The organism is Comamonas sp. w2-DMI (assembly GCF_040187735.1).
Taxonomy (GTDB): Bacteria; Pseudomonadota; Gammaproteobacteria; order Burkholderiales; family Burkholderiaceae_C; genus Comamonas; species Comamonas terrae.
Genome location: NZ_JBANEL010000011.1, coordinates 48364 through 60858 on the forward strand (window position 1 = coordinate 48364; position 12495 = coordinate 60858).

The 12495-nt window shown below is 63.4% G+C and carries 13 protein-coding genes; 7 read left to right on the plus strand and 6 right to left on the minus strand.

Annotation, left to right across the window (positions count from 1 at the left end; all coding sequences use genetic code 11):
* Window positions 1-49 precede the first annotated feature (49 nt).
* Entirely contained in the window at window positions 50-1696 is a 1647-nt protein-coding gene (locus V8Z74_RS13215; protein ID WP_066481922.1) for an NAD+ synthase, read from the plus strand.
* 49 nt (window positions 1697-1745) lie between these two features.
* Window positions 1746-2084, plus strand: a complete 339-nt coding sequence (locus V8Z74_RS13220; protein ID WP_066481915.1) for a P-II family nitrogen regulator — start codon at window positions 1746-1748, stop codon at window positions 2082-2084.
* A 77-nt stretch (window positions 2085-2161) separates the two neighbouring features.
* Here the strand turns inward: V8Z74_RS13220 and V8Z74_RS13225 are convergent, their stop codons facing one another.
* From V8Z74_RS13225 to V8Z74_RS13250, 6 genes are all read right to left on the minus strand, one after another.
* Window positions 2162-2755, minus strand: a complete 594-nt coding sequence (locus tag V8Z74_RS13225) for an LOG family protein (protein ID WP_066481896.1) — start codon at window positions 2753-2755, stop codon at window positions 2162-2164.
* The gene (locus tag V8Z74_RS13230) at window positions 2752-3150 is read right to left on the minus strand and encodes a diacylglycerol kinase (RefSeq protein ID WP_349709583.1); all 399 of its coding nucleotides are present in this window, start codon (window positions 3148-3150) and stop codon (window positions 2752-2754) included. Before V8Z74_RS13230 ends, V8Z74_RS13225 begins: the two co-directional genes overlap by 4 nt.
* A gap of 32 nt (window positions 3151-3182) precedes the next feature.
* Window positions 3183-3677 (minus strand): RDD family protein, encoded by a 495-nt coding sequence (locus V8Z74_RS13235; RefSeq protein ID WP_245633436.1) that lies wholly within the window; start codon window positions 3675-3677, stop codon window positions 3183-3185.
* Between the two features lie 63 nt (window positions 3678-3740).
* Window positions 3741-4580, minus strand: a complete 840-nt coding sequence (locus tag V8Z74_RS13240; protein WP_349709584.1) for a DUF3106 domain-containing protein — start codon at window positions 4578-4580, stop codon at window positions 3741-3743.
* Between the two features lie 40 nt (window positions 4581-4620).
* Window positions 4621-5094 (minus strand): DUF3619 family protein, encoded by a 474-nt coding sequence (locus V8Z74_RS13245; protein ID WP_066481878.1) that lies wholly within the window; start codon window positions 5092-5094, stop codon window positions 4621-4623.
* Entirely contained in the window at window positions 5091-5657 is a 567-nt protein-coding gene (locus V8Z74_RS13250) for an RNA polymerase sigma factor (protein ID WP_066481875.1), read from the minus strand. The genes V8Z74_RS13245 and V8Z74_RS13250 overlap by 4 nt, the downstream gene beginning before the upstream one ends.
* Before the next feature lie 274 nt (window positions 5658-5931).
* Between V8Z74_RS13250 and V8Z74_RS13255 the strand changes: the two genes are divergently transcribed.
* The 5 genes from V8Z74_RS13255 to leuA all read left to right on the plus strand — a co-directional run bounded on the left by V8Z74_RS13255 (window position 5932) and on the right by leuA (window position 12446).
* A complete protein-coding gene (locus V8Z74_RS13255; protein ID WP_349709585.1) occupies window positions 5932-7719 on the plus strand; it encodes an acetolactate synthase 3 catalytic subunit in 1788 nt (595 codons plus the stop codon).
* 169 nt (window positions 7720-7888) lie between these two features.
* Window positions 7889-8380: an acetolactate synthase small subunit gene (gene ilvN, locus V8Z74_RS13260; RefSeq protein WP_066481855.1), complete on the plus strand. Its 492-nt coding sequence runs from the start codon at window positions 7889-7891 to the stop codon at window positions 8378-8380.
* Between the two features lie 58 nt (window positions 8381-8438).
* Window positions 8439-9455: a ketol-acid reductoisomerase gene (gene ilvC / locus V8Z74_RS13265; protein ID WP_349709586.1), complete on the plus strand. Its 1017-nt coding sequence runs from the start codon at window positions 8439-8441 to the stop codon at window positions 9453-9455.
* Window positions 9456-9663: 208 nt separating this feature from the next.
* Complete coding sequence (pssA, locus tag V8Z74_RS13270) at window positions 9664-10533, plus strand: CDP-diacylglycerol--serine O-phosphatidyltransferase (protein ID WP_066481851.1); 870 nt, start codon at window positions 9664-9666, stop codon at window positions 10531-10533.
* A 242-nt stretch (window positions 10534-10775) separates the two neighbouring features.
* Window positions 10776-12446 carry a 2-isopropylmalate synthase gene (gene leuA / locus V8Z74_RS13275; RefSeq protein WP_349709587.1) on the plus strand — a complete coding sequence of 557 codons (1671 nt, stop codon included), beginning with the start codon at window positions 10776-10778 and terminating at the stop codon, window positions 12444-12446.
* The last annotated feature ends 49 nt before the right edge of the window (window positions 12447-12495 follow it).

Here is a 12495-nt window from a genome sequence, read left to right on the forward strand (position 1 = left end):
ACGTCAACACGCTCTTGGGGCCAAGGCCATACTGCCTTGCTTGCTTTCCATGACGCTTTCCATCTGCTGCGCCCAACGCAATTTCGTTGTGGGCGATCTGTCGGGCAATGCCCAGAAAATCATTGCTGCCGCCGAGCACGCCCATGCCAGCGGCGCACGCCTGCTGCTCACCCCGGAATTGTCGCTGTGCGGCTATGCGGCAGAGGACCTGTACCTGCGCCCGGCCTTCATCGCGGCCTGCGAGCAGCAAGTGACGGCACTGACCGAGGCGAGCGCACGGTGGCCGGGTCTGGCCATCGTGCTGGGCCATCCGCAGCGCGACGAAGCCAGCGGCGCGCTCTACAACGTGGCCAGCGTGCTGCAGGATGGCAGCGTCAGGGCCCGCTACGCCAAGCAGCTGCTGCCCAACTACGGCGTGTTCGACGAACAGCGCTACTTTGCCGCGGGCTCCGAGCCCTGCGTGGTGGATGTGGCCGGCATCCAGGTGGGCCTGCTGATCTGCGAGGATGCCTGGCATCCCGCACCCGCCCGGGCGGCGGTGGCCGCCGGCGCCCAGCTGCTGGCGGTGATCAATGCCTCGCCGTTTCACAGCGGCAAGCAGGCCGAGCGCGAACAGGTGCTGGCCGAGCGTGCCCGCGAGTGCGGCGTGCCCCTGGTCTATGCCCATCTGGTGGGCGGCCAGGACGAAGTCGTGTTCGACGGCTGCTCGTTTGCCGTGGAGTCCAGCGGCCAGATCGCCGCACGCGCACCGGCCTTCGAGGAAGCCCTGCCGACCATCGTGGCCCACCTGGCCGAAGGCCGCGTGCGCCTGATGGGCGAGGTGCAGCCGCTGCCGGGGCACCACCATGCGCTATGGTCGGCCCTGGTGCTGGCCGTGCGCGACTATGTGGGCAAGAACCGCTTTCCGGGCGCGCTGATCGGCCTGTCGGGCGGCATGGATTCTGCGCTGGTGCTGTCGATTGCCGTGGATGCGCTGGGTGCGGACAAGGTGCGCACGGTGATGATGCCCTCGCCCTACACGGCCGACATCAGCTGGCTGGATGCACGCGAGATGTCCGAGCGCGTGGGCGTGCAGCACGAGGAAATCGCCATCGGCCCGCAGTTCGAGGCCTTCAAGGCTGCGCTGGCCGGCACTTTTGCGGGCCGGGCCGAGGACACGACCGAAGAGAATCTGCAGGCCCGCATCCGCGGCACGCTGCTCATGGCCATGAGCAACAAGTTCGGCTCCGTGGTGCTGACCACGGGCAACAAGAGCGAGATGTCCACCGGGTACTGCACGCTGTACGGCGACATGGCGGGCGGCTTTGCGGTGATCAAGGACGTGCTCAAGACCGAGGTTTTCGCGCTGGCACGCTGGCGCAATGCCAACGACCCGTTCGGCACGGGCCTGGACCCGATCCCCGAGCGCATCATCACGCGCCCGCCCAGCGCCGAGCTGCGCCCGGACCAGAAAGACCAGGATAGCCTTCCCCCTTATGAGGTGCTGGACGCCATTGTTTCTCTTTATATGGAAAATGACGAAAGCATCAGCGCCATCGTGGACCGCGGTTTTGCCGCGGCCGACGTGGAGCGCGTCACGCGCCTGATCCAGATCAACGAGTACAAGCGCCGCCAGGCCCCGGTCGGCCCGCGCGTGACGGTGCGCAGTTTCGGCAAGGACTGGCGTTACCCCATCACCAACAAGTTCCGCGCCTGACGACGATGCGCCCGTGCTTTCGAATTCAATTTGTCAAGGAGTCTGCCCCATGAAGATGATTACTGCCGTTATCAAGCCGTTCAAGCTCGAGGAAGTGCGAGAAGCTCTGGCCGAGTGCGGGGTGAACGGCCTGACGGTGACGGAGGTCAAGGGCTTCGGACGCCAGAAGGGCCACACCGAGCTGTACCGCGGCGCCGAATATGTGGTGGACTTTCTGCCCAAGGTGAAGGTCGAAGTCGTGGTCCGCACGGAAGACGTGGACCGCTGCGTGGACGCCATCGTCAACGTGGCGCGCACCGGCAAGATCGGCGACGGCAAGATCTTCGTCACCCCGGTCGAGCGCGTGGTGCGCATCCGCACCGGCGAACTCGACGACACGGCCATCTGAGCCATGCCGCGCAGCCACAAAAAAGCCAGACCCCGTGTCTGGCTTTTTTGATCCGGCTGCCCGCAGGGCCGCAAGGCTCAGATCACCGAACGCAGCGAAGGCGTCTCGAGCCGGGTGCCCGAGGACTGCACCAGTTGCTGCAGCAGGGCGTCGATCTCGGCGCCGCTTTCGATCAGGCCCATCTGCCACTCGCTCATGAGGCCGTTGCCCACGCAGGACTGCAGGAACTGCAGCATGGTGTCGTAGTAGCCGTCCACATTGATGAGGCCGATAGGCTTGTCGTGGTAGCCCAGCTGGCGCCAGGTCCAGACTTCGAACAGTTCTTCGAACGTGCCGATGCCGCCGGGCAGGGCGACGAAGGTGTCGCTGCGCTCGGCCATCATGGCCTTGCGCTCGTGCATGTTCTGCACGATATGCAGCTCGTCGCAGGCCTGGTTGGCCAGCTCCTTGTCCACCAGCGCCTGGGGAATGATGCCGACCACGCGGCCGCCGGCCAGGCGCGTGGCCTCGGCCACCACGCCCATCAGGCCGCTGCGGCCACCGCCATAGACGAGCTGGCCGCCATGCTGGCCTATCCATTGGCCCACGGACTTGGCCGCTTCGGTGAACCGGGGATTGGTGCCCGGGCGCGAGCCGCAATAGACACAGACGGAAAAAGCAGGATTTGTCATGCGATGAAACGATGGTAGAGGGCTGCGGCCCAGACGCCGCCACACAGCAGCAGGGACAGCAGGACGGCGGCGCTGCCCATGTCCTTGGCCTTCTTGGACAGCTCATGCCATTCGGGGCCGATGCGGTCGATGGCGGCCTCGATGCCCGTATTGAGCAGCTCGACGATCAGCACCAGCATGACCGTGGCGCACAGCAGCGCGGTCTGCTCCCAGCTGCGGCCGACCCAGAAGGCCGCCGGCAGCATGAACAGCGCGCAAATGGCCTCCTGCTGGAACGCCTTTTCGAACCATGCGGCGCGCAGCCCGGCAATCGAATAGGCGCCGGCATGGAAGACGCGCGACAGGCCCTTGCGGGACTTTTGCGGGTTCACGGGGTCCGGAAGAGGAAGATTCATGAGGAGGCTGCAGGCCCTGGGTAAAAAACGACTCAGCGAACGCGCTTGGGCGCGGGTGGCTGATGGATGAGTTGGGTGCCGGCCCAGGCGTCATGCCAGAACTGCCGGCGCGGATGGAAGCGGCTGAGCAGGGCCCAGACCAGGATCCAGCCCGCCAGCAGCACCATGGCTTCGAGCACGGGCAGCCCCAGCGGAGCCAGCACGACCAGCGGCGGCAGAAACCACATCCAGCTCAGCAGATAGCGCAGCAGGGCGCGCGGCTGCGTGAGCGGCCGGCCCTGGCGGTCGACGACACGGATATGCCAGGTCTTCATGGCCAGGGTCTGGCCCTTGCTCCAGAACCAGACGAAGTAAATGCCGAGCACCACGAACATGAAGGCCTGCAGCACATGGCGGTTATCCAGCGCATTGCGGGTCTGGGACAGCGTGCTGAACAGATATCCCGCAATGAAGACCACGCCGAACAGCAGCATGCCTTCGTAGAGCCAGCAGGCCATGCGGCGACGCAGGCCGGGCACCGCTGCCATCGGGCTGGCAGAGGAAGGAAGGCCGGGATTGCCGACGGATGCGTTGGAGCTCATCCCTGCATTTTAGGGGGTGCCGCTGCCGTCTCCCGAAGGATGCAGGCGGCTGCTGCCACTGTCCAGTGGCGGCAGCGCCATGGGCGTGGCGCTCGGGATGTCCACGGGCGCCGTCTCCACAACGGCGCCGGACGGCCGAACCGGATGCGTTTCCACCATGGCCGGCGTGGCCGGTACGGGAGGCGGCGGGTGGTGGATGGTCGCCGGCGGAATCTTGGGCGGGTTGGGCACGGTGCTGGGCGCCGCCGTGGCGGCCGGAATGCGGGCCAGCCGCTTGGCCGGTGGCGGCTTGATGGCTGGGGCCGCCGAAGTCACCTTGGGTGCCGCGCGGGCCGCGAGCAGGCGCTTTTCCTCGTCGCTGAGTGCCTGGTAGGCCTCCCACTGGGCCTGCTTGTCGGTCGCGATCTTGTTGGTCAGCGCGAAATTGAGCCGCGCCTGGCTGCGCTGCTGGGCGCTGAGGCTGGACCAGGCCTGCATGCGGCTGCGCAGTTTTTCCTGCTCCTTCTCGCTGAGCTTGTCATAGCCTTCGGCCAGGGCCATCCAGCGCCGCTTTTGCACCGCCCCGATCATGGGCCAGCGCTCTTCCAGCGGCTCCAGGACCCGGCGCTGCGTGGCATTGAGCTCGCCCCAGCGCGGGCCCGTGGCCAGCGAGGTGGCCCGTTGCCTGGTGGCCGGATCGCCATGCATGGTCTTGGACGATGCGACAGTGGCGGGCGGCACCGTGCTGGGGGCCAGCCTGACCTGCTGCACCACGGACCAGCCCGTCCAGGCCAGTGTCATCAACAATGCCGCCGCCAGAACGGCGGCGGCATTGTCGGGGCGGATCAGGGAGCGCTTTTCAGTGGGCATTCAGGCGGTCGGTGGCGCGCGGGGCTTGCAGGCAAGAGGGTCAGTGCTGTTCGGTGGCGGTCGCCGAGGTCTTCAGGTACTGGATGAATCCGGGGTCGGCATAGGCTGCCGGCGGCAGGTCGTCAGTCAGCAGGGCCGTATCCACTTCGGTCACTTCGTGCAGAACGGTTTCATCCGACTTGACGTTGTAGATCACCAGGCCGGCAACCAGGGCAAAGACCGGAATCGCCGAAATCAGGGCGCGCAGCCAGTTGCCGCCTTCGTCGCCGCTGTCGCCGGGGCCGCCCAGCACCATGGTGCCGCCCTGGATGGAAGCGGAGGAGGCAGCCTGAGTCCTGGCATGGAGAACGCGCACCTCGCGGCGGCGCTCGGAGATGGCGCGCTCGCGCGCGGCTCGCAACCGTTCGGTGACTTCGTAGGGCAGCAAGGCTTCGCCCTCACTCAACCGGGCAGTGATCTGACGGGCGATACGGTCAGCGGCCATTTCGCATTGCAAAGAGGGCGCGGATTTCATAATTCGATTCCTTTGGCCTTGAGTGCCTTACTCAGTGTCTGGATTGCCCGGAAACAATGTGTTTTTACACTGCCTTCGGAACACCCCATGGCAGCAGCGGTTTCAGCAACATCCATCTCTTCCCAGTAACGCATGAGAAATGCCTCCCGTTGACGTGCCGGAAGCTCCTGGATCTCTTTTTCTATGCTTTGCAATACCTGCTTGCGTTCTGTCAGGTCTTCGGCGCTGTGCGCGGTCTCCTGGTTGCTGTTGCTGGCGTAGGTTTCCAGCCAGTCGAATTCGCCGTCCTCGTCCGAGGCCTCCAGGTCGCTGATGTGGGTGAAAACGGCTTTCTGGGTCTTTTGCCGCCGGAACCAGTCCAGCGTGCTGTTCGAGAGAATGCGCTGGAAAAGCATGGGCAGTTCGTCCGCAGGCTTGTCCCCGTAGTGCTGGGCCAGCTTGAGCATGCTGTCCTGCACGATGTCCAGTGCCGCCTCTTCGTCGCGGACGTGGAATACGCTGCGCTTGAATGCGCGCTTTTCTACGCCTTTGAGGAAATCGGAAAGTTCTTGTTCGGTGGCCAAGAGAGACGGGCCCTATGCAGAAGAGGAGAACGGGCGGAGCTGGACTTGCAAAGTGGGCAATTATGGCATCGGCAAATGATTTATAACGTACTGCAATGAAAGGTCTTGTTGCAGTGCGATAATCGTCGAGCAACTCAAAGAAGCAAACGGGTCACGGTCCGGCGTTCAACATTTCGCCCATGGCATGTGGCCTTAAGTCTCGCACCGGCCTCACAAGGGCTTCAGGCTAGAGGCACCCAAGGTTTTTCGTTAGAGAAATTCACAAAGGTTGATCATGGAAATCTCCAAGGCTGAGATGGCCTCCGCGGCCGCAGCATCCTCCCAGACGGGCGCCCAGGAACTGATGGGCTCCGAAATCCTCATCAAATCGCTGCAGGCCGAAGGTGTCAAGCACCTGTGGGGCTACCCTGGCGGCGCGGTTCTGTACATTTACGACGCGCTCTACAAGCAGGATTCCATCCAGCACGTGCTGGTCCGCCATGAGCAGGCGGCAGTGCATGCGGCCGACGGCTTTGCGCGCGCCACGGGCGAGGTGGGCGTGGCGCTGGTGACTTCCGGCCCCGGACTGACCAATGCCGTGACCGGCATCGCAACCGCCTATACCGACTCCATCCCCATGGTGGTGATCGCGGGCCAGACATCGACCAATTACATCGGTACCGACGCTTTCCAGGAATGCGACACCGTCGGCATCACCCGGCCCATCGTCAAGCACAACTTCCTGGTCAAGGATGTGCGCGATCTGGCCGAGACCATCAAGAAGGCCTTCCACATTGCCCGTACCGGCCGTCCCGGTCCCGTGGTGGTGGACGTCCCCAAGGATGTGTCCTTCAAGAAGGCGCTCTACACGGGTTATCCCGAAAAAGTGGAGATGCGCTCGTACAACCCGGTCAAGAAGGGCCATGCGGGCCAGATCCGCAAGGCGCTGCAGCTGCTGCTCAACGCCAAGCGCCCCTATATCTACACCGGTGGCGGCGTGCTGCTGGGCAATGCCTGCAACGAGTTGCGCACCCTGGTGGACATGCTGGGCTACCCGGTCACCCATACATTGATGGGCCTGGGCGCCTATCCGGCCAGCGACCGCAAGTTCCTGGGCATGCTGGGCATGCACGGCACGATCGAAGCCAACAACGCCATGCAGAACTGCGACGTGCTGCTGGCCGTGGGCGCGCGCTTCGACGACCGCGTGATCGGCAATCCCAAGCATTTCATGTCGGTGGAGCGCAAGATCATCCATGTGGACATCGATCCGTCCTCGATCTCCAAGCGCGTCAAGGTGGACGTGCCCATCGTGGGCGACGTCAAGGACGTGCTGGGGGAGCTGATCGCCATGCTGCGCGAATCCGCCCAGAAGCCCGATGGCGGCGCCCTGGCGCAGTGGTGGGAGACCATCGAAGGCTGGCGCAGCCGCGACTGCCTGAGCTATGACAAGGCCAATACCGAGGTGATCAAGCCCCAGTACGTGGTGGACACGCTCTGGAACATGACCAAGGATGCCGATGCCTACATCACATCCGACGTGGGCCAGCACCAGATGTGGGCTGCCCAGTACTACCGCTTCGACGAGCCGCGCCGCTGGATCAACTCCGGCGGCCTGGGCACCATGGGCGTGGGCCTGCCCTATGCCATGGGCATCAAGCTGGCCAAGCCTGAATCGGAAGTCTTCTGCATCACGGGCGAAGGCTCGATCCAGATGAACATCCAGGAACTGGCCACCTGTCGCCAGTACAACACGCCGGTGGTGGTCTGCGCGCTCAACAACCGCTATCTGGGCATGGTGCGCCAGTGGCAGGAGATCGAGTATTCGGGCCGCTATTCCAGTAGCTACATGGACTCGCTGCCCGACTTCGTGAAGCTGGCCGAGGCCTATGGCCACCGCGGCATGCTGATCGAAAAGCCTGCCGACGTGGAGGGCGCGCTGCGCGAAGCGCGCCGCATTGTCCGCGAAGAGAGCAAGACGGTGTTCCTGGATTTCCGGACCGACCCGACCGAGAACGTGTTCCCCATGGTGCAGGCGGGCCGCGGCATCACGGAAATGCTGCTGGGCGCGGACGATCTGTGATCCGCCGGGGCCGGCTTCATTTTCTTTGGATATGAAATCGGCCCCAAACCCAGAACCAGCCAGCGAAAGCAGCTACATTCATCGTAGCGTCTAATCTGACGAATCTATTGTCTGCCAAGCCTGGTGCTTACCGGCACCAGGGGAGGGCAGCGAAAAGAGGAATCTCCCAATGAAACACATCATCGCCGTGCTGCTCGAGAACGAGCCTGGAGCACTGTCTCGCGTCGTGGGCCTGTTTTCCGCCCGCGGCTACAACATCGAATCGCTGACCGTGGCGCCCACCGAGGATGCATCGCTGTCGCGCATGACCATCCAGACCACGGGTTCTGACGATGTCATCGAGCAAATCACAAAACACCTGAATCGCCTGATTGAAGTGGTTAAAGTGGTGGACCTGACGGAAGGCTCCTACACCGAGCGCGAGCTCATGATGGTGAAGGTGCGTGCCGTGGGCAAGGAGCGCGAGGAGATGAAGCGCATGGCGGACATCTTCCGCGGCCGCATCATCGACGTGACGGAAAAGAGCTATACGGTCGAACTGACCGGCGACCAGTCCAAGAACGACGCCTTCCTCCAGGCCCTGGACCGCACTGCGATCCTGGAGACCGTGCGCACCGGTGCCTCGGGCATCGGCCGCGGGGAACGCATTCTGCGCGTCTGATACCGTTTGATATTTCGTACTTTTTTAACCCCCTAGACACAAGAGACCTGGAGCCAACATGAAAGTTTTTTACGACAAGGACTGTGACCTGAGCCTGATCAAGGGCAAGACCGTTGCCATCATCGGCTACGGCAGCCAGGGCCACGCTCACGCCCAGAACCTGAACGACAGCGGCGTGAAGGTCGTGGTCGGCCTGCGCAAGGGCGGCTCCTCCTGGGACAAGGTCGGCAAGGCCGGCCTGACCGTGATGGAAGTCGACGATGCCGTGAAGGCCGCCGACGTGGTCATGATCCTGCTGCCCGACGAGAACATCCCCGAGGTGTACAAGAACAACGTCGAGCCCAACATCAAGCAGGGTGCCACCCTGGCCTTTGCCCACGGCTTCAACGTGCACTACAACCAGGTCGTGCCCCGCGCCGATCTGGACGTGATCATGGTCGCGCCCAAGGGCCCCGGCCACACCGTGCGCTCCGAGTACCTCAAGGGCGGCGGCGTGCCTTCGCTGATCGCCGTGTACCAGGACAAGTCCGGCAAGGCCCGTGACGTGGCCCTGTCCTATGCCATGGCCAACGGCGGCGGCAAGGGCGGCATCATCGAGACCAACTTCAAGGAAGAGACCGAGACCGACCTGTTCGGCGAACAGGCCGTGCTGTGCGGCGGCGCCGTGGAACTGGTGAAGATGGGCTTCGAAACCCTGACCGAAGCCGGTTACGCCCCCGAAATGGCCTACTTCGAATGCCTGCACGAGCTCAAGCTCATCGTGGACCTGATGTACGAAGGCGGCATCGCCAACATGAACTACTCCATCTCGAACAATGCCGAGTATGGCGAGTACGTGACGGGCCCCGAGGTCATCAACGAGGAATCGCGCAAGGCCATGCGCAATGCCCTCAAGCGCATTCAGAACGGCGAATACGCCAAGATGTTCATCCAGGAAGGCAAGACCAACTACCCGAGCATGACGGCCCGCCGCCGCCAGAACGCCGAGCACGCCATCGAGCAGGTGGGCGGCCAGCTGCGCGCCATGATGCCCTGGATCGCCAAGAACAAGCTGGTGGACCAGAGCCGCAACTAAACAGAGCTGCCAGGCGGCCGATGCGTTTGCCGGCCGCCTTGCTCTCTTGCCAGAGGCCGCCCGATGGGCGGCCTTTTTTCATGCTGCCGATGGGCCCGATGCGCCCGGGTACACTGGTGCCAATGGCGGCGTCCTTGCGGGCCTGCTTAAAATACTATGGTTTTAATAGCTGCATGCGCCGGTCATGCAAGCAATGGAGGTCTGTTGAATGCAAAACAGCAATGAGCCCGGGGAAATGGGTGGCATGCCACGCAAGCTGCGCAAAGGCATTTATGTGCTGCCCAATCTGTTCACCCTGGCGGCGCTTTTTGGCGGTTTCTATGCCATCGTCATGGCCATGAACGGCAAGTTCGAACTGGCGGCCGTGGGCGTGTTCTGCGCCATGGTGCTCGACAGCCTCGACGGGCGCGTGGCCCGCATGACGCATACGCAAAGCGCCTTCGGCGAACAGATGGATTCGCTGTCGGACATGGTGTCCTTCGGTGCTGCGCCCGCGCTGATCGCCTACGAATGGGCGTTGCGCCCCCTGGGGCGCTGGGGCTGGATCGCGGCCTTTGTGTATTGTGCCTGCGCGGCGCTGCGCCTGGCGCGCTTCAATGTGAACACCGGCGTGGTGGACAAGCGCTATTTCCAGGGCATGCCGTCGCCTGCCGCCGCCGCCTTGGTGGCCGGCTTCATCTGGCTGACCAGCGCGCTCATGGTCTCGCACCGCGACGTGCCCATCTTCGGCGAGGTGATTTCCTGGTTCGGCGGCTATCCGACCGACCGCGAGGACCTGTCCTGGATCATGTTCGCCATCACGCTGTTCGCGGGCCTGACCATGGTGACCAACATCCCCTACTACAGCTTCAAGGACATCGGCGGCGCCAAGAGCATGCCGTTCGTGAGCCTGGTGGTCGTGGCGCTGCTGATGGCCGTGGTCAGCGTCGAGCCCGCCACCATGCTGTTCCTGGTGTTCGTCGGCTACTCGATCTCGGGCTACATCATCTACGCGTGGCGCCGTGCCAAGGGCGAACAGGTGAGCATCGTGGCCACCTCCACGGACGAGCCCGACGAGCGCGGCCTGCACGACGATTGAGGGCGCAGAAAAAAAATCTGGCGACACCGACAAGACTTGTGTTAGAGTCGTTCGCATGCAAAACCTGTCGCTAGCTCTACTACTAATGTCCAACGGGCAGAGAAAGTAGCGCGCGCGTACAAACATACCCTCGTACAAACACCCTACTTGGCGGCCCGTAGCATCAGCGACGGGCCGTTTTGCTTTTGGGCGTCGCTGGAAATGGGCTCGACAACCCCAGATTTCAACGAAAGAGACTCACCATGTTGCAAAACCCCTCGACCAAATACCGCCCGTTCGCTCCCGTACGCCTCACGGACCGCACCTGGCCCGATGCCGTGATCACGAAGCCCCCGGTCTGGTGCAGCGTGGACCTGCGTGACGGAAACCAGGCCCTGATCGAGCCCATGGACATCGAGCGCAAGATGCGCATGTTCGAGCAGCTCGTGAAGATCGGCTTCAAGGAAATCGAGGTGGGTTTCCCTTCGGCGTCGCAGACCGAGTTCGACTTCATGCGCAAGCTCATCGAGGAAAAGCGCATTCCCGATGACGTGACGATCCAGGTGCTGACCCAGGCCCGCGAGCACCTGATCCGCCGTACCTTCGAGGCGCTGGAAGGCGTGCCCCGCGCCATTGTTCATCTCTACAACGCCACGGCTCCCGTGATGCGCCGTGTGGTGCTCAACATGAGCGAGGACGAGATCGTGGATCTGGCCACCACGAATGCCCAGATGTTCAAGGACATTGCCGCCAGCTATCCCCAGACGAAGTGGACCTTCCAGTACTCGCCCGAAATGTATTCGGACACCGAGCTGGAATTCTCCAAGCGCGTGATCGACGCCGTGACCGCCGTGTGGCAGCCCACGCCCGAGAACAAGTGCATCATCAACCTGCCCACCACGGTGGAGCATTCCACGCCCAACATCTTCGCCGACATGGTGGAGTGGACGCACCGCAACATCGAGCGGCGCGACAGCGTGGTGATCTCGGTGCATCCCCACAACGATCGCGGCACGGGCACGGCTGCTGCCGAGCTGGCCCTGATGGCCGGTGCCGACCGCCTTGAAGGCTGCCTGTTCGGCAATGGCGAGCGCACCGGCAACCTCGATGTGGTGAACGTGGCCCTCAACATGTATATCCAGGGCGTGCATCCTGGCCTGGATTTTTCCAACATCGACGATATCCGCGCAACGGTTGAGCACTGCAACCAGTTGCCCGTGCACCCCCGTCACCCTTACGTGGGTGATCTGGTCTACACCTCCTTCTCCGGCTCCCATCAGGATGCCATCAAGAAGGCCTTCGCCGCCCACAAGGAAGGCGACATCTGGGATATGCCCTATCTGCCTATCGATCCCAAGGATCTGGGCCGCAGCTATGAGGCCGTGATCCGCGTCAACAGCCAGTCGGGCAAGGGGGGCATTGCCTATCTGCTCGAGAGCGAATACGGTCTGCAATTGCCGCGCCGCCTGCAGATCGAGTTCAGCCAGGTGGTCCAGCGCGAGATGGATGCCAGCGGCAAGGAGCTGGCCGCTGCCGACCTGTGGCAGCTGTTCCAGCGCGAATACGGCCTGCAGTCGGTCAAGGCGCCCCAGTACCGCCTGCAGGAAGACGAGGGCGTGGTCAGCATGTCGGCAGAGGTGGTGGTGGATGGCGAAAAGCATTCGCTGCAGGGCGAAGGCACGGGTCCCATCGACGCCTTCGTGCAGGCGCTGTCGGAAAAGGTCGGCCGTTCCGTGCGCGTGCTCGACTATGCCGAGCATGCCATCGGCGAAGGCGCCAATGCCAAGGCCGTTGCCTATGTGGAACTGCGCGTCGACGACTCCCAGGTGGTCTATGGCGTTGGGGTGGATGCCAATATCGTGTCGGCCTCGCTTCGCGCCATCATCTCGGGATTGCAGCGCGTCCCGGCCGCTGAGGAGGCGGTAGCCGCCTGAACCAGGAGCCAGCCGGTGTGCCACAAGCACACCGGCTTTTTTTCGGCAG